We start from the raw sequence: 25,619 nt of genomic DNA on the forward strand, positions 1-25,619 counted from the left end.
GGTAAGTATGGATATTGCCAAGTGATCGGTAAGGGGTTTGATACTATCGTTGATGCGTGTATTTTTAATGACGTGACAATGACGCGCGCGCGACAATCCTGGAAATTATTTTCGATTTTCTGCGGAAATCAATTTCTGTGCATCCAGCTTGTCGCGGTACTCCTCCAGCATGTTTTCGATCTCTACCCGCTTGATCCCCGTCACAGGTTCAAGACGCAGAATCACATCCGTCGCGCTGTGATCGCGGCACTGCCTGATCAAATCGCGGCCATACTGGTACAACTTAAGATTTTTGTCCTCGCAACCCGCCACCTGTTTTTCGCGCATGCCCAGGTTTGCTTCGGTCTGTTTCTTCTCGTCTTGCAAAACTGCCAATTGCCTCGCGCTGTCAGTCTGCCTAGTTGTCATCTCCAACAGGCGTTTCTCGGTTTCTGCCTTCTGCTCCTGCAACGCCTGATTTTCTTTATGCGCCGCTTTCAGTTCCTGCTCCATGCTGCGGCGTTTTCTGCCCTCGGCGGCGACGCGTGATTCGGCGCTTTGGACTTTCTTCGCCAATGCATCTTTCTCGCTGGAGAGGGTGGATTTTTCCTGTTCGAAACCGGACACCTGCTGCTGCAACGCGGCTTTCTCCTGCTCGAGTTGCTGCATTTGTTGCTGAACACGCCGTAGCGCCGTGCGCTCTGAATTGCGTTTATCACCGGCCCAGGCGCTGTTGCCCAACAAGACTATCCCCACCAGCATCAAGGTCAGCAGGCTGAATGATCGCACCATCAAAATTCTCCGTTATCGTAAGCCCGGCTTTCCAGGATTTTCACGTGCGCGCGCGCCGGATCCGCACCGGCCGCCAGCAGGCGCTGCGCAAGCTCCGGGCGTTGCAGATACTCCGCCCAGTACAGCGCAGTCAATCCGTTGGCATCGGCCAGGTTCGGATCCAGACCGTGCCGGAGTAACAAATCCAGCATGTCAGGGAAATTTTGATTCACCGCCAGCGCCAGAAGGTTCTCACCATTGCTGAAACGCACCGCGCCATTCGCTCCCGCATCCAATAACAAACCGGCCATCATTAGGCGATTGAGCTTCACCGCCGTCATCAGCGGCGTCTGATCGTTCTTGTCAAGCACGTTCACATCCGCACCGCTGTGGATCAGCAGTTCAGCCACCCTGGTATATCCTAGAAGTGTTGCCGCACCCAGAGGAGACAATGCAGCGTCACGACCATTCACGTCGGCTCCCTCGTTTAGCAACAAGTGCACGCTTTCCACATTGCCGGATTGCACTGCACGCAGCAGCGGTGTGTTGCCCCAGTCATCTGTCGCATTCGCGTGGGCACCTTCCTGCACCAGCTTTTTGATCTGCTCGGCATTGCCCGCGCCCGCCGCAACCATTAACTCCCGGTCTAGGGACGTGGCACTGCGCGGCAAAATATCCCTGGCGGCGGCATCCAGCTTAAGCTGTTGAGCATCCGGTGTTCTGAAATGCTGATAATCGTCCGGAGTGGCGAATCCGCGTTCCAGGCGCTGCCGATAGGCGAGCTGTTCGGGGGACATGGCACAGCCCCCCAGCAACAGAGCCAGACCGAGCACAAAAACGTACCTAGAATTTGGCATTTAAATCAAGCTGGAATACATCTATGGACAGCGGCAGGCCGCTGATCTGATTGCTGGAAAGCCAGCGTGCGCTCAGCCAGGTATTTTTATCCAGTCCGTATTGACCGCCCAGGATAAAGCCCTTGTTGTTGGTACCACCCAGATGGAAGTCCGAATCGGTGAAGGCATCCAGCACGGCATCTGCTTCCAGATGGCGGTAAGCGAGGAATACCTGCCAATCATTCTTCAGTAACATGGTAGGCATGCCTACAGCCACACGCGCCATGTAACCCGTAGTTTGCGGTTGTACATCCTGCCCGGTACGCGCCAGGATTTCGCTGCGATTAAAGCCGATATTTTTCACATAATCGCCGGTCAGGATGATGTGTACCGGGTCATACACATTCAGGTCGGCCATTGCAGTCAGATTGAGCAGTTGGTAATCCGCCGCCAGGGCCCATAACGGAGTGGTGACACCTGGGGCTGAGATATCAAACAGCGTATTGCCCTTTTGCCTGAAAGCAGGCGCAGTCTGGTCAAACGCATTGGGTGCCGTCGCCGTATTCGGGATGCCGTGAATATTGCGGTAATCATAGTAAGCCAGACCGATTTTGGCACGGGTGTTGGTATCTTTGATCCACTCGACACCCGTCTGCGCACCGAACAACCATTTGTTACTGGCGCTCACGGTTAATGAGCGCTCGATAGACTGGAGCGGGAAAGCGCCCAGTGTGACAAACGGACGCAGTTGCCTGGAGGTCTGTGCGTTCGGATCAACATGCAGCGCAGCGCCTTCAAAGTTGAGATTATCATTCCATACCAGATCGGTACTGAACCAGGGGTTGGGGATGCGGCCTGCTGAAACACTCAGCCACGGCAAGGTCTCATCAGAATGTGCCTTGAGGAAGGCGCGATCCAGCACCAGGCTATATTTATTTTCGTATTGCCCCAGGGTCTGGGTGGTTGAGACCGGGTTATTGGTGTTGCCCGTGGTCAGCTGAAAGCCCGCGGAAATCGCCGGGGTGATTTTGGCGTTCAACCCCAGCCTGGCGCGCATACGGAATGCCTGGTTATCCTGAGTCGTATCGGTGATGTTCTGACCGTAACCCTGGCTGAAATAATACTCTGGTGCATTCCCTGCCGGGAACCTGTTCGCCTGATAACGCAGCCGAAGATCACCTGTCCATTGCAAGCGATCCACCCACTCCGGCACAGCGTTGACATCCCCCCAGCGCTCGGCCTTGGCTTGCGCCACAACCTCCTGCTCAATTTGTTGACGAATCTCGCGTTTGACTGTTTCCGGAATGTAGGGCACACGTACCACGTTATCCTGAGCGGGCGGAGTTGCGGCGACCTTCTTGCGGGCCGCATCTTCCGCCTGCTTGACCATCGCCTCGGCGACCTCCTGGGTCAATACACCCTTTTTTACAAGTGCACTGATCAAATTCATCGTGGTCTGGCGCACCACTTCCAGATCTTCCCGCTCGTCCCCCCATGCCTGCCCCCCAGCCAATACCAGCATTGTAAATAGCGCTAACGCCGCACGCATATGTCGGTTCATAACTATCCTTTTGTAATTCATGATGGTTCTTTTATGCCTTCCCCAGTCAACTGCGTGGCCGGAACCGGTACCAGATCGGTTGTTCAATGCCATCGGGCGACTCCTGCACCGTCAGCGCCAGCAATTGCTCACGCAAGGTCTGCTCGACGCTGGCGGGTACGGTACCTTTATCCCACTCCACGCGTTCCACGTGCCCGCTGTTCCCGATCCAGATACGCACGACGATGCGTTTGGCCTTCAATTCATCCAGCAACTTGGTATCTCGATTAAGTGCCTGCTCGATATGGTTACCGAGCAAACCGGCGTACCAGCGTGCACGGCTGCCGCCTCCACCGCCGAGCATGATGTCGCGCCCACCTTTATTCGAACCCAATCCAAAGCCATCGCCGCCAGCGCTGGCATCCGCATCCAGCCCCAATTTTTCGCCTGGTGGCGGCTGATCTGGCGGCGGTTTATTGTCGGGCGCCGGCTCGGGTGGCGCTTCAACAATCTTCTGCTTTTCTTCTATCTTCGGCGGCTCGGGCGGTTTTTCCTCCGGAGGTTTCGGAGGCGGCGGCTTGATCAGCGAGATCTCCTGTACTTTATGCTTCGACGGTTTCTCTGCGCCGTCGATGAACCCCTTGATCATGTAGATCAGCCCAACGATGAACAGCAATATCAAACCCACGCCGATCAGGGTCGGCAGCCGTGATTTAAGCTTGCTCATCGCGCCCGCCTCTGCGTCACTTGACCAGCTTCTGCGTCACCAGCCCGAGCTGGGTAATATCCAGCCGCCCGCATAAATCCATCACCTCGATCACCTTCTCGTACTGAATCTTGGAATCGCCCTTGATCACCACCGGCAAATCCGGCGTGATTGCTTTGAACGACCGCAAGCGCGATTCCAGTTCCGCCAGTGTCACCGGATAGGTATCCAGATAAATTTGCCCATTGGCGTCGATGGTGACGGCCTTGGTTTTAGGTTTCGCCAGACTCGGTGTGGCGCTCGCCTTGGGCAAATTGACCTTGATCCCTTGCACCGTGGCCGTCGTCATGATGATAAAAATCACCAGCAACACATACGCCAAATCCAGCATCGGGGTAATGTTGATGTCATCATACGGTTCGTTATCTTCGCGTAGATCCATGGTGGCCGACTCCTATCAGACGTACGCTTCGGCAAAGCGGCCGATCAACTCGTCCACGAATATATGCATGTCGGCCGAAATATTCTTGATGCGGCTGCCCAGGTAGTTGTATCCGAACAGCGCCGGGATCGCGACCCCGAGGCCGGCGACGGTTGCCACCAGCGCCGCCGCGATACCCGGGGCAATGGCGGCCACATTCACGTCACCGGTGGCGGCGATGGCGGCGAAGGTTATCATCACCCCCACCACGGTACCGAGCAGTCCAAGAAATGGGCCGCCGGAAATAGCAATTGTCAGCAACACCATCAACTTGTTGAGCTTCTGGTTCTCACGCACCAGAGTGCCGTCGAGGGTGGCCTTGATGGCGCTGATCGCCTGCGGCGAAAGCGATCTGTTTCCGTTAGCCACAGCAAATCGATGCTTCACTTCCCGTACGCCCGCATGGTAGAGCTGGTAGAGTGAGGAGTGCTGGTAATGATCGTGTTTGCCGAACAGCGCCAGCATCAGGGCCGAATCCTTGATATCCGCGTCTTCAGCGCTATCGTCAGCATCAAGCCGGGCAGTTTCTTCCACCTTGAGCTGATGGAAAGCTTCCAGAAATTTCTTGTTGTTATTGTCGGTCTGATTGATGACCAGCGCCTTCATCGCCATCACCATCCAGCTGATCGCCGCCATTACCATCAATATCCCGATCACCACCCAGCCATCCAGCGTCACGCTTTGCAGGATCACGCCAAAATAGGACGTGCTGCCCTCGCTATGCGATTCGCCTGCACCCAGTGTCAACAGCTTCGCCTCCGCCCCCTGACTCAAGGCTGCCAGATAAATACTGTCGGCAGAGCGCGCCACATTGGAGAGTTCAAGTTCGTCCAATTCACCCTGAAATCCCTTTCCCACGCTTACTTCGCCCTGCATATCGGGGCTTGCCGCCGGCGCATTCGCCAACGACTGTCCATCAACGTAGAGGGTCAGTTGCTTGCCCACGGTGACCGCCACATGGTGCCATGTTCCGGCAGCAAGATTACCCGCCCGCGCGGTTTCGCCCGGCTGGGTGCCGCCCTCGACCCTGGCGTAGGCCTGGCTACCGTCGATACCGACCACGATCGACGACTTGCCATCATGCAGCGTCACCATCGGCGCTGTTTGCGCAGCACCCGGTTTCACCCAGAACGAAATCGTCGCACCGTTCGCTGCGCCGATTTTCATCGAAGGCGAAGCCGGAATCAGCAATGACTGCTTGCCATCGAACGATACGGCGCCTCCAATCATGCCGCCCGGAATATGGCCGCCGTCAAACTGCGTTACATTGTTGCCATACGCCGTTGCATCCTTGGGTACACCTTGCGCCTCGGCAAAATGCAACACGTCGGTTTGGTTCACATCGAAACTGCCTTTCGAGTCGTCACTCGGATTGGCGTTATCGTTGCCGTAGTACAGCCAGATATGGCTTTCTTTGGAGCCCGGCTGAAGCTTGGGAACTTGCACCCACACCAGCGCGATCTGTGCCGCGCTATCGAATTTCTCGATGTGGTATTTCAGCGGCGTCTTGTCATCTTCCGCCAGGAAGCGCAGATCACCGCCGTCGATCTTGGCTGTGTCGAAATCGAAATTACCGGTGTGCAAGCGCACCAGCACCAGCGGCAAGTCGACCTCCTGTTTCAGCGGCAAGCCGGTGGCGGTGGTATCCAGCGTGATTTTTTGCCGATCCGACCATTCGCTGTTCCACCACGCGTTGGCCAATTGCGGCATCATCAAAAACAGGACAAGCGTGAGCAGTATTTTTCTCATTACCGATGCTCTCAAAAATTAAAAAATATTATTCCATGCCCGTATTACAGGGGAGTGAAGAGGGACGCCGCATTCGGCGCTACTTGCGATTCTTTTCTGCTTCGGTCAATCCGTTGGATTGTCCGGTTGGACCAAAACCCACCAGGTCCACACTGATAAACGACGTTTGCAATCCAGACAATGCTTGCTTGATGTTCTTCAAGGTGTCCTCGCTGGTATTGTTCGAGCCCAGGGTCTTGGCCGTGTTGCCGGCTGCCTGGCTCGCATCCGACAGCCCGGTTCCGGTTAAGCCGGCAAGCGAGGTGCTTGGCGCGACCGGCACACCCACCGATATACCGCCGACCTGAATGTTGTTGGCGCCTATCACGCGTTGAGCAGCGATCAACAGGTCTCCAGCCACGCTTATGCCCGCCTCGCCGGCATTCACTTCTCCCTGTGGCGCGATCAAGTCCACCTCGCCTGCCTTGTAACCCGAGCGGGCGAGCAACTGGCCGATACCACTGCCCGACACCACGTTCGACGTATCAAGCACCTGAACACCATTTTTGAAAACCAGACGTGGTGGCGGTGTCGCAGACGCCGTTTTGGAGCCCTTGCCTGCATCGATATTGCCCTGGGTAGACCACAGCAAGAGATCGTCGCCTTGCAGCGTAAATACGCGCGACTGGTTCACCAGAAAATCGCCGCTTGAGAAGGAACGGATCACGCCCCCGCTCTCAGTGAAAATGCCCTGATCCGATGGACTTTTGGTGTTCCCCGGCTTGGCCAGCCCCACGTTGACGAGGCCGCCCGGTGCGAGCAGGTTGATGTCGCCGCCGGATTCGGTCTTGATCTGGCTGTTGAACAGATTGATATTGCCTTGATAGCCCGCGGGGAACAGGCTTGCAATCGCTTGGTAGCCGCGCTGGTAATTGCCTGCGTGGCCTTGCTTTCCGCCTTGCCGGAGTTCACTGAAAAACACCTGCAAGGCTTTTTCCGACAGCGCCATGGTGTCGAATCGGCTGCGATAAGCGGCGAGTTGCTGTTGAACATCCGCTTCAGTCAGCGACTGGTTCAAACGCAATTGTCGCTCGACGTTGGCAAAGAAATCCTGCAGCGCCTGCTGGCCGGTGGCAGAGCCATCGAAATAGCGCCTGGTGAAGGCTTGGTAGTCCGGCAGGCGTACGCGCCCATCGGCAGTCTGGCCGAGGCCGGCCAGCACATACAGATCGGCGCCCTTTTCAGGCAGATTGGTGACATCCAGATTCCCGCGGCTGATAATACCACTCGAACCGCCTAGATCGATATTGCGCCCGGCCAGCACTTCGAAGCGGCCGGGGCCGCTCACGGCAAGGCTCTGGTTGTTGCTTTGCACATTACCGGTCAACGGGTCCAGAAGCTGTGAATAAACAATGTCGCGCCCGGCACGCACCGTGCTCAGCGTATTCACATCATGGTTCTCCACCTGTAAGCGGATATCCTTGATGTCGCGACCCGCTTCTATCCACGCAGGGGTGGCCAGGATCGCCGAATAGTCGAAGCCATTGCCCAGGATATCTCCATCTCGCGCCACCAGATAGGCCAATTCCGAATCGGTGTTCTGGTGCACGGGCGTACCAGGCAAATTTTCGGCTACCTGGATGGCTGGCTGCGCCAGCTGATCTATTCCTGCAGCAGTGGCCGCCGGATGCAATGGCGTCGGCAACAGGTCGGGGTTAGCACCCGACACGACGACTGTGCTCTGCAACAGGATGGAATCTGCGGCGAGGAAATCGAGAGTACCGGACGCCGTCGGCATCAATATGATCGGGCCACCCAACTGGATATCTCCCTGCAACGCCGTCGCTTCCAGACGACCAGGATAAAACTGGAAGAAGCTGTCATGGGTCGCATTTGGAATACTGGAGAAAGCGTTACTGATTTTCGCCGTCTGATGGTTGGCAAAAATCACATTGCCGTTTAATGAGACCAGATTCACGGCGCTGTCGGCACCGTAAGTACTGAACACCGATGCCGTCGTATTGTTCGAACCCTGGGGCAGCACGGTCGGGTTGACGACAGTTTCGAGATTCAAGTCGCCGTTCGCCGTAATATCGAAATGGCCATCGCCGAGACCGAGGATGGTATAGACGTTCTGGCCGATTCCCTGACGTGCCGATCCGAGGCTGCCCCCGGCATGCACTGTCCCGGTGCCGTGCGCCACATAAAACAAGCCCGAGTTAATATCGCGGCCCGCTGTGATGAGTAGATTGCCGCCGCCCTGCACCAGCAAATTGGCCGGATCGGGAATCGTATTGGCCGCGCCAGCGAGACGGCCATTGGTCGGCGCCACCACACCCAGATTGTTAATGTCGCGCTCCGCTGCGACCGTCACGTTGCCTCCGCCCAAGGCACCGACGCCCTGCTTGAAATCCGGGAAACTGGTCCACCATGTGGTGCGCGATTTGGTATTGATAGTGCCATCAGCGTTGAGCGCGCCGACGCGATACAGCCATGGGGTAAACAACTGGCTCTCCGGCGCAGCGACGATATCGCGCCCGGCCTGAATCGCAATATCGCCCCCGCCCGTCGGAAAATAGGCGTTTTTGCTGTAAGGGGCACCCAGTGTCGGATAATCCGGCAAGCGCGGCGTATTATGGCCCGCGGTGTAGATCACCGAAGTCTGGTCTAGCAGCTTCACATCGCGGCCTGCCGAGACATTGATGAATCCGGTGCCGGTACGCACCAGCTTGTCCGCTGCCAGCGTCACATCGCCGACACCGGATTGAACAGCGCCGAGGTCGGGGCGTGTGGTATCCGCGCCGGCAACCAGGCGGTAGGACCAGCTATTGATTCCCTGCATGGCGCTGCTCGTGCTGGCCGTGCTGAAGCCATCGCTCAGGCTGCCGTTCAGGTTGAGATTGCCGCCCGCGCGCAGGGTGAGCACCCCCGCCACCAGATTTTGGCCGACAGCATTCTGTCCTGTCGTCGATGATGTCACGGCGCCAGTCACCGGATCATAGCGCCAGCCATAGAGCGACCAGTCATCGGCTAGCGTCATATCGCCGCTGGATTGGACTTCAATACCCGTAGCGAGCTGAATGCGGCTGTCGCTCGTTACTCCAAGGCGATTTTTAATCGTCGCCGTATTGGCCATGAAATTCGCCGCATCGGTGTACCAGGTGCTCGTTGCTCCGAAGTCCGCCGCAGCGATCGTACCCGGTGACGAATACTTCTGATAAGCCTCCAGAAGCACGCTATTTACATTGCTGAAAGCCGCTCCGAGTTGGGCAATCTGGACATCGCTATTGCCGGCGTTGCGCTTCGCGCGCAGTCGAACGTCGCCGTTGCCGGCAGCGCCTGCCGCAGCGAACGTTGATCCTGGCTTCAGGTCTATCGTGCCGTCGCTGGACTGCAATGCTATGGTTCCGCCGACGCCGGCGGCATCCGTTGCACTCACGTCAAGCCTGGCGCCCGGCACGACCGTAATATCCTGTTGCGCATTCAGCGCGATGTGACCGCCCTGGGCGCCCGATGCATTCACCTGCCCTGCCACGGTAATGCTGCCGGCGTCGGTTGTCAGGCTAAAGTCCCTGGCGCTTGCCGGCAAGACGACATCGTTTCCGCCCGCGTCCTTGATGACATTGCCGCCGGCGTCCAGTTGTTGCATCAGCGGAATGGTCACATCGCCGCTGCGCACGCGCAGCGTTCTGGATTGATGAAAGCCACCTGCTTCCAGGGCGCGGTTAAGCGCGATAAAGCGATTGTTGCCAGCCGCGTCCAGATTGAGCGCGCCTACGTCGAGATCGAAACTGCCGCTCGCCGCGCTGCCCGTTGCTTTGCCTATAATGCTGCCCTCGGCAAACTCGGCAATCCCCTGGCTCGCGCTCACGCTGAGCGTGCCCGCAGCGCCGGAACCGTTGCTGTCGCTTGCCCCGCTCACATCCACCATGGCCCCGCTCTTCACATAGACGTTGCCCTGATCGGCCTGCAGCGTGACTTTGCCGCCGGGGTAATAGCGCGTTTGATCGGCGAAATGTTCAGCCCAGCCGCTCGCATCGGTTAGCGACTGGGGATCAGTGGCGACGCCGCTGCCCAGCACCACATCGCCCTGGGTCGCGTTCAGCGTCAGCGCGCCGCCGCGCATTGCAATGCGCCCCAATTGCGCGATCGACCCGCCCCGGATCAACAACTTGGCGCCCAGGCTGGATGTGTCCGGTAACGCGGCCGCAGCCACGGGCTGGATAATTTTCACCGCGCCGCTACCGGCGTCGATGATGTAATCGGCTTTATCCGAGGCCGTCACGCGCGGGCTTTCCAGCGTCAGCGTGGCATTTTCGGTGTTCAGCGAACCATTGCCGCTCGCCACAATTTGTGTGCCTGCATTCAACTTGACCTGGCTGAACCCGGTAATCGATTGCGCGCCATCCTGCAACGCCAGGGTGCCGGTGCCTTGCTTCGTCGCCGTGCCCACCGGCAGATCAAGCTCCTTCGCGGTCAAGGTCAATTCACCCGCGTTGCTGCCGCTTGCCGACACCGCAGCACCGCTGTTGCGCAAGCTGATCTGATGCGCGACCAATTCCTCGTTCTGGCCCGGGGCGAGATGGCTGACAATGGCACCTGTATCCAGCGTCAAAGAGGAAACCAGAGGATTGCCCTGGCTATCGACGCGCTGCGTCAGATCGAAACCCGCATTCTGGTAAATATCGAGCGTGCTATAGCTATGCAGGGTCAGGTCCGCCGCGCTCTCCACTTGCTGCAGCAAGGCCGTGGTCAGGTTGAGCCCGCCAACGCCGCCAGGCGAGTTACCCAGCGCTATTTTCGAGGAAGACAAACTCACCGCCTGCGCAGCGAGCTTGGCCGTCGCCGCGATCGTCGTGTCGCCGGTTGCATCGAACAACAGCGAATTGCCTGTAAGCCGGGTGTTTGCGCCGACCGTCAGCAGCCCGGCGCCAGTGCCTGCCGCGGCGCGCTCCACGCGCGCCTGCGTGCCGCTCGTCACGCGCAACAGCGCGCCGGGGCCGTCCACATGCAGCACGGATTGATCGCTGCCCGTGTTGCCGCTGGCGGTAATCACACTACCATCCGCGATTGAAACGTGATCCTGCGCCGCCAATATCAGATCGGGGGCACTCAGCGGTGCAGCGGCATTGTTCGCCACCGCCACCTCGCTCGCCCCGACCTGGATCGACACGCCATCCGCCGTGGTCGTCCGGCGTCCGCCCAGCAGAATGCTCGCGGCACCCATATTCGACAGCGAGTCGGCCGTCAACTCCAGGTAGCCCGCAAAGCTTCCGCTGGTATCGACCACCGCAATCTTCGGCGCAACCACATCCAGCAAACCACCGCGACCGGCGCCACTCGCAGTCATGGCAACCGCGTCAGGCGCAAGGCTCAGGTTCTGCGTGGCGGCCAGAATCAACTGACCGGCGTCTTGCGGCAGACGCGGGGCAACCGGGTGATCAGATGAGGTTTGCCCGAAAAAGTTATTGGCGCTGTAGTTCTGGTATTGGGCCAGATTGCGGACGATTGCCTGCGGCATCACGACATAGCCCGACCACCCGGAATCATGCATTCCGGTCCCGGCAACAAGCCGATAGCCGGAACTCAAGGCCGAACCGTCAATAAGCGCTAGCGCCTGATCGGGAATCACCGATTTTCCTGGCACCAGTTGCACCGCGAACGCGCCCGGCAGAAGCGCATATTGGCCCGGCAACAAGGTGTACATTCCCGGCTTGAGTCCGGCGCCGCCGGAGAGATACACGCTATCGCCGGGTTTGAGCGAAGTCCCGCTGGCATACTGAAAATCGAAGGGCGCCACGTTATTGCCGAGCGCGGGAATCACGGCAAACATCGTCGGGTCCGCCAGCACATCGCGGCTGCCCCCCGGGCCGGCCAGGAACTCCGCTGCATAGAGATCGCCGCCGCCGCTCAGATTCACCGAGGCGCCCGCTGCAACGTTCACGTTCGCCCCTTTGAGTTCGATGCGCTTCTCGGGCGGCAGTACGATATTGCGTTTGAGCGCGGCGGCGAGGCCATATTGCCAGAGCGTGCTGTTTTCAACCGAACCGTAGGGAACCAGCTGGTTCTCGAGCGATACGCTGCTGATGCTTTGCGCGCCCAAGGTCAGATTGCCGTCCGCAACGCGGGCCAATCCATTCACGCCGCTCTCGTAGTCACCGGCATCCAGCGTGATGACACCCAGCGGCGCCTTGACCACGCCCGACTGGCGGATAGTCGGTGCCTGTAGCGTCAGCGTTCCGCCTGCGGACAGCACCGGTACATCGGGAACCGGTGCACCATTGGCGTCTTGAGCCCGCTCGATTGCTATCGTGCCGAGCGGGTTGTCCTGAATCCGTAAAGCGAAATCGGTCAGCGTGGTGGGGTAAATCTGGCGCGCGGTGAAGGACAAGTCACCCACGCTGGCGAGTTGTCCTGTGCGCAACTGGTCGGTGGGGCTCGCAGCCGCGCCGATCAGGCGGATATCAGCCGGTGTGTTGAATGAGGATGCCGCGAAGCCGCGCAGATTGATACTGCCGAGCAGATCAATATTTTGAGTTGCGCTGGCATTCAACAGCGCGCTGCCCGCCGCAGGGCTTCCCGATGCCTGTTGCCAATTCCGCGAGTTGGCCAGCGTCAGATACGGCGCGGCGAGATTCACATTAAACGCCCCGCTTGCCTCCAGCGCCGGCGTATCCAGTGTCAGACTGCGCGCAAACCCGGTGAGATTGAGCGAACTGGCAAACTGGATTTTGTCTTCCGCGGAAAGCGTGACCGCACCGAAGCCGCTGCTGCGCAGGCGATCGGCCGCCACATACGCTTTGCCGTTATAGCTGTTCGGTACCGGCGTCCCCACCCCGGCAGCGGTCGGCAGATCGGTGTTGTTTTCCGTAATCACCAGGGTCCGGTCGCCCAGTGGATAGCCGCCTGCAAATGCGCGGTTGAAATTATTATTGTCCATCGACACGCCAAGCTGCCCCGACCGGGTGCCGGCGACCGCTACTCCCCCTTGCAACCGGGCATTCAACACCAGGCCCTCGGTGGCGGAGATTACCACTGAACCCGCGTCGCCGCCTATGGTTGCCGGTTGCGCCAGATAAACACTGCTTCCGGGCAGTTGCGCCACGCTGCCGGAGCTGCCGGAAACATCGATCAACGCTGCCGGATCCGTCATGACATAACCGTTGGAGGCGGCGATGTTCACGCTACCGCCCGACAGAACGCTGCCGGTGCGCGCGCCCTTGCGATCGGGGAGGATACGGGCATAACCGGGCGCCAGAAGGCGTGCCTGGCTGCCGAGCCAGATGCCGGCCTGATCGCTGAAGCTCAGCGCCGTGCCGCGATCCAAACCCTCGGCCTGGGTGAGCGTGATGCTGCCGCCGGGGGCTTCCAGTGTGCCGTTCACGTCGAGCAACTGGGCAGCTGACAGCTTGATGGTGCTGCCCGGGTCGGTGCGAATCACCGCACCCTGACCGATGCGCAACGTACCCGCCTGGCCCGGCGTGATGCCGCCCAATGCCGTTAGCGTCAGGCTGACGGGGCGGCGCAATTCCATCGGCTGCGCCTGCAGATAACTGAAATCGGCCAGCCGCGAACCGGTGGGACGCAGCGTATAACTTGCATCGAGCACCCTGTTCTGTGCCACGGGTGCGATCACACTACCGGCCAGTACCTCAAGCTGCTGCTGGCCATCGATGCTGTAATTCTCGAACCCGGCTTGACCAAAGAAGCCGGGGTCAAGGGTAAACGAATCCGGCGCACTGACCAGACCCGTTCCGATGCGCACATTCGGCGTCGAAATGCTCAGCGCGCCCCCCTGGCCTAAAGCGTTGCCGGACAGCGTTCCTTCCAGATGCAATGCACCGGAAGGATCCCCGGTACGCGCGGCCTGATTGGCCCTCAACGTGATGCTGCCTGCGTTGCCGGCCTGCACCTTGCCGGACGCGTTCAGCCAGCCCCCGCCCGACACATCGACCACGCTCCCTGGTTTGAGATCGAGCCCCAGTTGGGAGGAAAGCGCAACCTTGCCGCCATTGATCGCCAGCGGACCGTTCGGATTCTCGCCGGCGATATTCGGCCGGTCGTTGACCCATAACCCGGAAACATCGATTTGTGCCCCGTCGCCGAGGCTCAGGCCGGTCTGTGCTGCCTGCACCGGGGTGACTTCCTTGGCGGCGAGGCTGACGCTGCCGCCGTGGAGCGTGATATTGCCATCCACCGCTACTTGCACCCCGGTCAGGGTCAAACTGCCGTCGTCGGGAAGCGCCAGGTTCACGTCCTTGGGCAGATGTATCCGCCCGCCCGAGTAAACCAGCAACTGGCCGAAGCCGCCCTGGCGCAGTGCGTCGGTGGAAATGGTCAGCTGGTTGGGCAGCGGATCGCCAGGCTGATAACCGGCCGGCAACAGTGTGGAACCGGTGGCGAAGTCAATCGCCGGTGTAAATGCGCGTCCGCCATTGCTGCCGATCTGCAGCGTTCCTGCTGTGGGCAATTTCGCGCTGGCTTGCTGCAACGCGCCGGTCGTCCGCTGCCCCAGCAATTGCCCGTCGAGCGCATAGGCAAAACCCAGCAACTTGATCTGGCCGGCTGGTTTGCCTTCAACATAACCGGGCTCGTATCTGCCTGTTTGCGCGGCGGGCGTGGTCCAGCTCCGGGTGACTCCCCACTTCGGATCCGTCACCGTGTAGGTGCCGGCCACGCCATCGTAAATCCGGTTGGCGGGCGCCGTGGCGAAATTGTATGCTTGGCCCTGGGACAGCAGTTGCGCGGATTTGACGTAGCCGCTGCTGTAGTTCACCGATCCGCCCGACACATCGATGCGCGAACCGGCACGCATCACGATATCGCCCTGCGACTGCACCGTGACCGTGCCGCCCGTCGTCGTCTTCTCGTCCACGGTGCGCTGGATCTGACCCAGGTAACCGGAAATATCCGCCACCGGGAGTTTCCCGTCACCGGCCGTGCGCACGTCCACCCAAACCGTTTGCCCTTTCAGGAAACCGTTATGCTGCAGCGGCGCATCCGCCAGTTGCGCGCCCTGCAGATTGACCTGGATGGAATTGCTCTCCATCGCCAACGACACGTTCTGCGTGCCGCTGGCATCCACCACGCTTCCCGGCGCGAAATACACGTGCACATCCGGCACGACCGTCGCGACAGGGTTAGTGAACGCCTGGGCATCGGACGGGTTGAGCGCGGCGGTAAAATTGATCAAACCGTCGGGTGCCCGCACCAGGGCGTTGTCCTGCACCTGGATCGAATGCCCGTAGATGTCGATTTTCGACTGCATGAAGGTCTGCGAATCGGCCAGGGTTTGGCCGTTGCCCAGTTCCGGCAGCACGCTGGTCACCGAGTTGGCGCCGAGTGTGACACCAGGCGCCAGCGCCAGGCCATTCTCGTCCACCTGGCCATTGGCCGACGTATTGCTCGCTATGAGGGTAGGCGCGGGCGACACCGAGTCGCGCGCCAGCAGGCGAATCGAACCGTTCAAGGTGGCGCTGGTGGTTGCCGAAATCCGACCGCTCTGGTTCACCGCGATCCCCACCAGCGTGGCATTGCCGCGGGTAGCAATGATTTGGCCCAGATTCATGTTCCTGGCGGCGCCGCCGTTATCCACCTCGACCAGGAAACCGCGCAAGCTGGGATCGTCGGATGCCTGCAGGTAAACGCTGTGTCCGGCTGCGAGGATGATTTGACCTTCTTCGGTCTGGATCAGCCCGTTGTTGGTGACCGTCGGCGCAAACAGCCAGATCGACCCGCCCTTGGCTGAGGTGAGCGTCGCGCCCGCATCCACATGGATCAGACCGCTCGATCCCATGAACGCCGGCAGGCTGCCCCCGGTCAGGGTTTGATAGAAAGTCGGGTTGAGGAAATCCTTATCCTGAAGATCAAGACTGGAGGCTACCAGCGACCCCACATTCACCTGCGCGCCATTGTGGAAGATAATGCCGTTCGAGTTAATCAGAACAATCTGGCCATTGCCAGTCAGGCTGCCGGAGATCTCGCTGGGGTTGGCATCGTAGATACGGTTGAGCGCGCTCGCGGCCGCATTGGGCTGCTGAAAATTAACGCCGTAGCCCTTGTCGATATTGAAGCTTGACCAATTGAATATCTGCCTTTGATCGACCTGCGTCACGGTCATCGTATTACCCACCGTTTGCGGCAAGCCTGCACCGGGGTTCATGCTCGGCGTGAAGGGCAGCGCACCGCACGCCCCCGCCGCGCACGCCACCGGCAGGGACGGACGGGCGTAGGCGGAATTCAGCGTGCAGCACAAGGCAAGCAGCAGCATGCTTGCCTGGGCAGGACGCGCCAGCTTGCCGCGGTTAAAACTCATACAGCAACCTTGCATGAATGCGCGACGAGTCCGCCTGGGTATAGGTGAGGCTCTTGAACGGCCGCGCCCAATCCAGGCCGAACTGGAACCCCTTGAACCCTTGCACGCGCAGCCCGAGGCCGGCGCTGGACAGCAGGAATACGGATTGCTGGGAAGGTAGCGGTGACATCACCGACAACCAGGCCCCATCCATGAACGCCAGCGCGTAGACCTGACCAAGCCCGGAAGTCGCCGGGTTGAACAGGGACGGGGTGTGCAATTCCAGTGTGCCCTGCACCCCGTCATCGCCCAGCGCCTCCGCTTCCAGATAACCGCGCACGCTGTCCGCCCCGCCGGCGCTAAACTGCTCATTCGAAATCAACGGGCCGCTGGCAACCTGACCGCTCATTTTGGTATACACGCTCCACTGCCCGAGCGGCTGGGTATGCTGCACGTCGCCACGCAAATAGAAGTAATTCGCCGAGGCAAGGTAGCGTTTGTTGGCAAAATCCTGATCGTTGTTGCGCGAACCGCGCAAGTGGAAATTCGCGGCAATGTCGAACTGGGTGAGCGCCTTTCCCTCACGCAGGGTTCCCGCATACTGGATCATGTAAGGCACATAGGTGATCGAGGTGTTGATGGCGTTGGCGGTGTCGGCACCCCCCAGCACGCTTTCGAGCGAATTCTTGTAATCCACGCCGAGACTCAGCGTATGGTTGTAGCGCTCACCGCGCGAGCGCAACGGCGTGATCCAGCGCAGCCCATAGAAATTTCCCATGCCGAGCGAGGTGAACCCGCTCACCGCCGCCACATTGGAACGGGAACGCACCGCATACAGGGCATACGCCTGCCCGTCCGCGCCGGGTATCACATAGGTCGCAGACAGCACGTTGGATTCCTGCGGCTTTTCCGGCGCCACCTGATAGCTCAAGGACAGACTGTGCTGGCGCTGCCACAGATTGTCGTAGCGCAACGTGCCGACCAGACGGCCCGGCGTCGTGTTCGCACCGTAGCGGTTGTTGGCTTCGAGCGAGCCGTGCAAAGGCAGCTTGTCCTTGACTTGCAAATCCACTTCCACCGTGCCCGGCGCCCTGCCTGCACGCAGCACCGGCACCACCTGGCGGTCGGGTGTACGCGCCAGATCGGTCAGCTGTTTCTGCACATCGGGAAAATACGGCACGCTGCCTTCGGCCAGCGCCGGCGTGTGCTGCCTGATCCAGCCCAGCGAGTAATAGCGCGAACCGCTCACCTTGAGGCGGTCGACCGTCGCTTCGGTAACCTTGAGCCGCACCAGGCCGCTCTTGACCTCCTGCTCCGGGATATCGACCAATACCGTCAGATAGCCGGCATCGTGATACGCCTTTTCCAGCGCCTGCCGCGCCTGCTCCACATCGGTGACGGACTTCTTCTCGCCCAGGTGCGGATAAACTGCCTGCTCGATGGCGAGGTTGGACAACACCGTATTGCCCACGATCTGGTATTCGAGAATCGAAAAAGTCGCTGCCGGCGCCGGCTCGGCTGCAGCAACGCCCGCTCCGGCATCCGCCGGCTGGGCGTCGGCCAAGGCCGTCAAAGGCAAAACAGACAGACCCAGGATCAGCCATCTTTTCATTAACCATTGCATAGTACTGATCCGTTGCATACTGAATTCGGGGTTAATCCTGCGGATGGGGCAGCGCGCGTTTGACTCATGCCGCCACAGCCCTGCGGGAGAAACGTCAAGCCAAGCAATGATAGTCACCACGCACGACGAAAGCATGACAGGCTGCGCAGTTTTTATAGTCCGTTCGGGCTATGCGCGCTGCGCTTGCGCACCCCGGCGCCCGCACAGGTGCAAACCTTACACGCAAAAAAAAACACCCCCCGGAAACAACCCGGGGGGTGGTGGATCAAGCTCGCATCAGGCGCGGCGTTGCACCGCGCCGGTCAAGACACGCAGATCAGTTCCAGAACTGTGGCTTGTACTGATCGACTTTCGGCTTGCAGGTATCGCCAAACTTGGTGCCTTTGGCTACTTTGTTGGTGGTCACGTTGCCGGTCGGCACGTAGTTGGTCGGCAAGGCTGCGATGCCCAGGTTGGTGTTGATGTACGCGGGGTCGCCCACGACCTTGATGATCGTGTCGGACAGGGTTTTCACCGGACCGGTGGAGAGGCTGCCCGCATAGGTCGGAGCGCCGGCGGCGACGTCCACCAGTGCTGGCTTGCCGTTGCTGCCGTTACGGTACTGCATCGACTCTTCGGAGAAGAACTCCCACGGGCCTTCGATCATCGCTGCGACCGCATATTTCGCGGTGCTGGTAGCCGGACGGCCGGACGCATCGATCGCGGCAGCATTGGCGGTCAGCACGCCGTTCAGGTCATGGAAGTGCCAGCCGCTTTCCTTGCCGGCGCTGTCGTAGGACAACACGCCCACCGCACCGAACGGCGCGTTGATCGTGGTATCGCCGTTGCTATAGGCATTGGTGGTGCCGGTGGCGGCACCGCTGAAGGTGACCTGGTAGTAGTTGTTATCGTCACCCTTGAACGCCCAGTTGGTGCCGTTCTGCGCGGCCGTCAGGCAGGAGCGCACATCGCCGGAACCCGGATTCTCAACCACGGTATAGCCGTAGGTGGGGTCGATGATGATCGGATTGGCCGCCGTTGAGGTCACCGTGTTCGCCACATAGATGCCGGTGGCGTCGAAGCCTGCGCTGTCAGCCATACGAGCAGGCGTCGAATAAGCCGATCCGGAGCAGCCGAAGTTATTGACGAAGTAGTTGGTCGTGGCCTGGGTGCCGGAACCCTGCACGCGGCGGCACACCACCACCGGCTTGTTGGTACCGTTGCTGGTACCCGCCCCCGGATTGAGCGCAGTCAGCGGCGCATTCGCCACGCCGCTCCAGTCGTGCATTTTAGGAGTGCTCGTGCTCAACAGGCCCAGCAAGGTCCCTTTGTCAACAAACATGCTGGCGGGAATCACGTTGGTCATCGGCAGAGCGAAGGCATTCTGGAATGCCGGGAAGTTGGTCAAACCGCCCAAGTCCGTCGAACTGAGCGCGGTGCGGTAGGCATGCGCACCGGTATCGTATTCGAGGTTGATGCCCTTGAACATTTTGGGTTCGACATCGGATACGCCGAGATCGGGGATACGGGCCGGGCCGTAGCTGTTGGCGGTGCCGTCGTCATTGCCGGTGGGGGCGCACAGCTGATTCACGCCGAAGGTATAACCGGCCGGAGCGGCCGTGCAGGCGCCAGCCGTGGCGCTGTCCATATCCATCCACTGGATCTTGGCGGCTGTCGCGACGGGATCCACACCCCATACCGAGCCGCCACGGGTGCGGTAGGTAATGCGCACGGTCTTGCCCTGCAAGGCTGCGGGCACTGGCGCGGCGCTCTTGAACTGGCCTTTCACGGCGAAAAAGCCGGCGCAGTTGCTGCTGGCGTTATCGCAAGCGGTCACATAGCCCGGCACCATCAAGTTGGGGAGCTGCGCAACAAAGTTGGATTGCACGGCGGAAGCGCCGGACAGGAACAGGTCGACATCATAAGCCTGGGCGGCACCGGCAGCGAGGGTACCGCAAGCCAGCGCACAGGCGACGGCGAGTTTTTTCATGGACATGGTGATTACCTTTCAAAAAATTGCGTTTAATTAAAATCTTGCAAAAGCGCTCAAACTCGGGCTGGCGCCTGGCAGGCACATAACGAACCAGGCTCTCAGCTCATGACAGACGTACTGCGGCTTAGCCTTGCAACCGGCGGCGCGCGATGAAACCCATCATGCCCAAGCCGGCCAGCAACATCGCCCAGGTATCGGCCTCCGGCACAGCGGCCACGGTGTACGCCAGGTTGCCGGCGGTATCCAGTTTCCAGCTGGCATTGGTGAAAGGCGTCACCCCCGCTGCATCAGGGCCATTCGTACTGCTCACGCCGAGATACCAGAACTTCTGGCTGGTGCCGACTGCAGCAGTGACTGGGAAGGTCGAATTGCCGCCCCAGCTTGACATCGGCGAGCCAGCTGCGTCGAAATACGTATCGCCATCAGCTTTCACAGCGGTCGCCGAACCGTTCGCAGCATCGCCAGAGGGCATTAAACCGTTGTTTGCCGTAATGTAAGGCGCGGATCCAGAAGAAAAATTACTGAGTACACTGTTACTGATCGCTACGGCACCGTTGGAAGTTGTTAATGCACGCTGCCCATTAACAAGGCCAGTGCCCGTGTTGTCATACGCACCGACCATCCACTGCAGACTGGTCGACAAGCTACCGGCAGTGCCGAGGAAGCTGGCCAGCAGCGGATCGGCGGCGAAACTGAGGCTGTAACCCGAGGTCAGCACGCTGCCGGCTACAATGCTAGGCGTAGCGCCAAAAGCCACCGTACCGGCAACTGGTGCAGCCGTCGATGAAATCGAGGTGCCGAGGGACGTCTTGTCCTGTTTGCTGGCGAGTCCGCTAGTGATACCGAGACTGGCAGCGGGCAGGAAGTCGTTAAAGTGAACGCCCAGATCGCGGATGTAGGATTTCTGCGCGACCGAGTCCCACACCGCCAGGAACATTTCCGGGCCCCCGATATTACCAGCAGTGTCCTGGCCAGCGATGGTTGCGTTGGCCTGGCCAGCGCTTGCCAGCGCGAGCGAGGCGGCGATGACTGTGAATGCGAATTTCATGTTCATATTAAAAATCTCCTAAATTAAATAGAGTGACTGGCCGAGTACGCTCCCCTTTCGGCATCCATCCTGTGCGGGCCTCTGCTTGCGCAGAGATGTTTCCCCCTGCCCGCGTACCACTTCCTGCCGGCGACGGTCCAGATCGATTTTCTCACTGGGCAGTTGGCAACCCGGCCATCTTCCTGGATGTTGGAAGACCCTCGGCTTTCCGGCCCCGCCTCGCGGCGGGTGTGGCACTGGCGCTTGCTGAAGTGACATTGGATGCACACTTACTAAGCTTGCACGATCAGAATAGGCGGGGTTTGTTACTGATATGTCGTGCCACATCGGGCAAAACATAGCCCGTTCGGACTACCCGGGCGGCATGGGTTGCGATGGCCTGACAAGCGCTGCCTGGGCCGGATTGGACGTGCGCCAAAGCAGGCCGGTTGAGCGCGGCATGTCATGTAAAAGCAACGATCCTAGAAAAAGCAGTTGGTCCACGAAACGGTTCTCGCAGGGATATTGCCCTTGGGCAATAACTCGCAAAAACACAAAAAGCACAAAAATATTCAAAGCGATAACAAGCTGTAGATCACCACCTAATGGGTGGATGACTTAAATCAAGGCAATGTATTTATTTCGTGTCTTTCGTGGATAAATCGCCGTTTTTAGGATGATTGTGAACAGCGAAACCAGCGCTTGCGAACGCACCGGTTGTTGATTCCATCGTGCCTCAGCGCCCGGCGGAGATATCCTGCACCAGCCGCGCGATGACCTCATCCCACTGCCCGTATTCCTGCTGCCGGTACAGACGCATGCCGGGATACCAGGGGCTATCGTCGCGCTCGCGCAGCCAGCGCCAATCGCGATTGCATGGCAGCAGCGTCCACACCGGACAACCCAGAGCGCCGCCAAGATGCGCGACCGCGGTATCGACGCTGATGACCAGATCCAGATTCATGATGGCGGCGGCGGTATCGGCAAAATCCGTGCACTGCTCGCCGGCCAGCAGCACCTCGGTATTGTGAAAAACCCGGGCAAGCGCTTGCGGTGATGCGTCTTGCTGCAGGATGACCAGGCAGATACCGTCGATTTGCGCCAGCGGCGCCAACACTTCGAGCGGAATGGAACGGTTGCGGTTGTTGACATGTGTGCCGGGCCCCGCCCACACCAGGCCCACGCGGCGCCGCCCCTGGGCGAAGTCGTTGATGTCCGCGCCCCAGGCAGCGATGGCTTCGGGGGAAGCAGCAAGGTACGGGAGTCTGCGCGGAATGGTGTCCAGTTGTGTGCCAAAATGATGCGGCACGCTCAACAGCAAGCTCCAGAAATCATAGCCGGGCGCATCCGGCAGCGCATCGATCACGCACGCGACGCCGGGCACTGTCGCCGCCAGTCTGCGTAACGAGGGATCCACCAGAACATCGACCGTTGCACCCAGCGCTGCGAGTAGCGGGACATAGCGCAGGAACTGGATCTGATCGCCCAGGCCCTGCTCCTTGACCAGCAACAGGCGCTTGCCGTCCAGGTCCTGCCCCTTCCAGGCCGGGCAGCCATATGCGCCGGGCGACATGTCGCTGCGTGCCGGACGGTGTTCGTACAAGGGCCAGCCCTGCGCCAGCTTTCCACCCAGCAGCAGTGCCAGGGACTTGTTGTACTTGAGCAGCGGCGAGACGGGCTGGAGCGTGATCGCGCGGTCGAAATACGCGACCGCTTCATCCAGCTGGCTGGATGCCATCAGTGCATTTCCCTTATTCGACAAAAACTCAGGCAGTTCCAGCCCGAGCGAAGTTGCGTGGTCGAGTTGTGCCATGGTTTCGTCCAGCGAACTGTCCTCTCTCCCTTCACTGCCGGTTTCGATCCATGTCCGGGCGTAGGCCGGAAGTTGTTCCGCCAGCCGGGCAAAACAGCTTGCGGCCTCTTCCATCCTGCCGGTCTGGCGCAACAGCTTGCCAAGGTGGTAGTGGGCTTGAGCGTAGCCGGGATTGAGTTCGGCGGCGCGATGGAAGGAAAAGATGGCTTCGTCGTACTGTCTCAGATCACGCAACGCCTTGCCCAGATTCAAATGCGCTGCTGCGAAGTCTGGATTGATTTCCAAAGCCTGACGATAGGTAGTGATGGCTGCATAGGATTGCCCACTCGCTGATTGTGTCTCAGCGAGCGCGACCAAGGCTGCCGGATACTGCGGATTGATCGCCAGGGCGCGCTGGAAGCTGATGGCAGCTTCGGATAATCGTTCCATGGCGTGCAAGGCCAGGCCTAACTTGAAGTGGGCTCCCGCCCAGTTCGGTCTAAGTTGTAATGCGCGCCGATAGAACGTGATGGCCGCAGGAAACTGTTCGAGATCAGCCAAGGCGATGCCAAGATTCAAACATGCTTCCGGGAAATCGGGCTGAATTGTTAAGGCGCGACGATAGCTGTGCTCGGCTTCGAAATATTGACCAAGAAACCATAGCGCATTGCCAAGGTTGTAATGGGCTTGCGCCAGATCCGGCTTGAGATAGAGCGCGCGATCATAAAACGGGACGGCTTCCTTGACCTCGCCGATGGCACTGAGCGCCATGCCTAAATTAAGACACGCCGCGGCAGAAAAGGGGTTGAGCGAAAGCGCGCGCTGATGACAGTCGATGGCTGGTTCATGCTGCCCTAATGCGCTGTGGGCCAGACCGAGATTGCACCAGCCGCTATCCAGCCCGGGATTGAGGACGACGGCTTGTTCGATGAGGTCTACTGCCTGTACGTAGTCTCCGGCCTTGTGTCGAATAACCCCGAACAGGTGCAAGGCGTCTGAATGGTTCGGCTGAGCAGTCAGGATTCGCTGGCAGAGTTTGGCTGCGCGCGCCAGTTCGCCGGTGTGGTACAGGCCCACGATCTTTTCGAGATCGGCGCTATAGTTTGAAGTCTGTCGTGCCAGCATTATTGTGTGGTCCATTCAAAGTAGGCGCCCCGTCTTTGCCGGGGCGATGCAATTGACTACAGTTTATTTACAGTTTCCGCAGCCGCGGATTTGACCTTGACCGGAGTGGCTGCCTTGGCTTTTTCTTCGAGATAATTCTCGATCTGGACGCTGTTGACGGAGCCTGCAACTATTTGGCCGTCAGAGAACACCAGGGCTGGCGTGCCGGTGATCCAGGATTTTTGGGCGAATTCCTTGATGGCTTTGAGTGGCGCTTCGCATGTTTTTTTCGTGGCCGCCGGCTCCTTGCCATTCAGCATCAAGTCGTCCCAAGCCTTGACTGGATTGTCAGCACACCACACCAGATTGGCCTTGCGCTCGGAATCGGGATGCAACTCAGCCAGCGGATACAGGAAAATATACATCGTGACATCGGTCACCTTGTCCAGCTCCGGCTCCAGCTCGTGACAAAACGGGCAATCCGGGTCGGAGAACACGGCAAGCTTGCGGCTGCCATTGCCTTTCACCTTGACGATGGCTTTGTCCAGCGGCAGCGAAGCGAAATCGAGATGCATCAATTCCTGATTGCGTGCCTGCACCAGATCTTTTCCGGTCTTGAGGTTGATCATCTTGCCGATGATGGCGATGTTGGCGTTTTCATCCGTGTAGAACACGTTGATGCCGTTGGCAACCACTTCATACAAGTCTGCATAAGGCGACTTGGTGATGGTGCCGATATGCGTGCCGGGCATGTGTTCGGTCAGTTGCTTGCGCATTTGTTCGATGTCCGCGCCATAGGCGCTGGAAAATGCGGCAAAAAGGGATACGGCGATCAGGCTCTGCTTGAACATCATGGCTATCCTCAAAGGGTCAAGTCGATTGGTAAAACTGGAATTCGGAGCACGAATCCTAAACACGCCTGGTGACATATTCGTTTGGTATATATGAAGATTTAGTGATGAAATGGCGGCCAGTCATAGGTAGAACGGGCTACGCGGCAGCGGGCTTGCCGGAATGGTGATCTATGCTGTGTCGGGTTGAAACCCGACCTACGACGGCCACACCTTCTACACTGTAGGTCGGCTTCAGCCCGGCCTGCGACTATCTACTCTTGATTACCCTGAGCCGTTCGGACTATATCCAGGGACTGGGATTTCACATTTCTGACAAATCTGTCAGGTATCTTGGGTGACTGTTTAATCAGTTGAAGTTGGCTGCGTCTGCTTGCCCAGTCTGCAACGACACCGCAAAACTGGTTTGAACATGTTGAGTGATTGGCTAGTGCAGATTCTGATTTAAAACCAACATTTCTCCGGGAGCCTGAAAATGAAAATGAAAATGAAATTTGGACTGAAACCCATCGTGGCCGCCACGGCTTTCGCACTGTGTGCACACAGCATGCTGGCCGCGGCCGAAGTCGAGGAAGATAGCGCTGCCGGCGTCGAAAGCGCTGCCACCTGGTACAAGGCCGGCCAGAAAGCGCTCAGGGAAGCCAAGCAGCTTCACCCCAACGCGCGCCGCGCCAAGAACGTGATCCTGTTCATAGGCGACGGCATGGGCATTTCCACGGTGACTGCCTCGCGCATCCTGGAAGGCCAATTGCAGGGCAAGGACGGCGAGAAAAACTCGCTGGCCTTTGAAAAACTGCCTTACCTGGCGCTGTCCAAGACTTATTCCGCCAACCAGCAAACGCCGGATTCCGCACCCACCATGACCGCCATGGTCACCGGCGTAAAAACCAGCGACGGGGTGTTGAGCATCGACC

The 25,619-nt window shown here is 59.3% G+C and carries 13 protein-coding genes and 1 riboswitch; of the genes, 1 reads left to right on the forward strand and 12 read right to left on the reverse strand.

The features are described from left to right. Positions 1–105: 105 nt before the first annotated feature. From EI185_RS04580 to EI185_RS04635, 12 genes are all read right to left on the reverse strand, one after another. Positions 106–771 carry a hypothetical protein gene (locus EI185_RS04580; RefSeq protein WP_124703949.1) on the reverse strand — a complete coding sequence of 222 codons (666 nt, stop codon included), beginning with the start codon at positions 769–771 and terminating at the stop codon, positions 106–108. Continuing rightward, the gene (locus EI185_RS04585) at positions 771–1,547 is read right to left on the reverse strand and encodes an ankyrin repeat domain-containing protein (RefSeq protein WP_189836287.1); all 777 of its coding nucleotides are present in this window, start codon (positions 1,545–1,547) and stop codon (positions 771–773) included. The genes EI185_RS04580 and EI185_RS04585 overlap by 1 nt, the downstream gene beginning before the upstream one ends. A 46-nt stretch (positions 1,548–1,593) precedes the next feature. Then, on the reverse strand, positions 1,594–3,147 hold the full coding sequence (locus tag EI185_RS04590) for a putative porin (protein WP_223247665.1): 1,554 nt from the start codon (positions 3,145–3,147) through the stop codon (positions 1,594–1,596). A 46-nt stretch (positions 3,148–3,193) separates the two neighbouring features. Then, positions 3,194–3,853 carry an energy transducer TonB gene (locus EI185_RS04595; RefSeq protein WP_124703951.1) on the reverse strand — a complete coding sequence of 220 codons (660 nt, stop codon included), beginning with the start codon at positions 3,851–3,853 and terminating at the stop codon, positions 3,194–3,196. 16 nt (positions 3,854–3,869) lie between these two features. Further along, on the reverse strand, positions 3,870–4,274 hold the full coding sequence (locus tag EI185_RS04600) for an ExbD/TolR family protein (RefSeq protein WP_124703952.1): 405 nt from the start codon (positions 4,272–4,274) through the stop codon (positions 3,870–3,872). A gap of 15 nt (positions 4,275–4,289) precedes the next feature. Further along, the gene (locus tag EI185_RS04605) at positions 4,290–6,062 is read right to left on the reverse strand and encodes a DUF2341 domain-containing protein (protein ID WP_124703953.1); all 1,773 of its coding nucleotides are present in this window, start codon (positions 6,060–6,062) and stop codon (positions 4,290–4,292) included. A 79-nt stretch (positions 6,063–6,141) separates the two neighbouring features. Further along, the gene (locus tag EI185_RS04610; RefSeq protein ID WP_189836288.1) at positions 6,142–16,356 is read right to left on the reverse strand and encodes a filamentous hemagglutinin family protein; all 10,215 of its coding nucleotides are present in this window, start codon (positions 16,354–16,356) and stop codon (positions 6,142–6,144) included. Further along, a complete protein-coding gene (locus EI185_RS04615) occupies positions 16,346–17,947 on the reverse strand; it encodes a ShlB/FhaC/HecB family hemolysin secretion/activation protein (protein WP_189836289.1) in 1,602 nt (533 codons plus the stop codon). Before EI185_RS04615 ends, EI185_RS04610 begins: the two co-directional genes overlap by 11 nt. 328 nt (positions 17,948–18,275) lie before the next feature. Further along, positions 18,276–19,934 carry a hypothetical protein gene (locus tag EI185_RS04620; RefSeq protein ID WP_124703956.1) on the reverse strand — a complete coding sequence of 553 codons (1,659 nt, stop codon included), beginning with the start codon at positions 19,932–19,934 and terminating at the stop codon, positions 18,276–18,278. A gap of 121 nt (positions 19,935–20,055) precedes the next feature. Further along, positions 20,056–20,979 (reverse strand): PEP-CTERM sorting domain-containing protein, encoded by a 924-nt coding sequence (locus tag EI185_RS18155; RefSeq protein ID WP_223247666.1) that lies wholly within the window; start codon positions 20,977–20,979, stop codon positions 20,056–20,058. 161 nt (positions 20,980–21,140) lie between these two features. Further along, positions 21,141–21,224: riboswitch (cyclic di-GMP riboswitch) on the reverse strand. A gap of 470 nt (positions 21,225–21,694) precedes the next feature. Beyond that, a complete protein-coding gene (locus EI185_RS04630; protein ID WP_124703957.1) occupies positions 21,695–23,890 on the reverse strand; it encodes a tetratricopeptide repeat protein in 2,196 nt (731 codons plus the stop codon). Between the two features lie 41 nt (positions 23,891–23,931). Next, a complete protein-coding gene (locus tag EI185_RS04635; RefSeq protein ID WP_189836290.1) occupies positions 23,932–24,708 on the reverse strand; it encodes a DsbC family protein in 777 nt (258 codons plus the stop codon). Between the two features lie 478 nt (positions 24,709–25,186). Between EI185_RS04635 and EI185_RS04640 the strand changes: the two genes are divergently transcribed. After that, on the forward strand, positions 25,187–25,619 hold a 433-nt coding region (locus EI185_RS04640; RefSeq protein ID WP_223247667.1), incomplete at its 3' end, for an alkaline phosphatase.

This window comes from Sulfuriferula multivorans (assembly GCF_003851125.1).
GTDB lineage: Bacteria > Pseudomonadota > Gammaproteobacteria > Burkholderiales > Sulfuriferulaceae > Sulfuriferula > Sulfuriferula multivorans.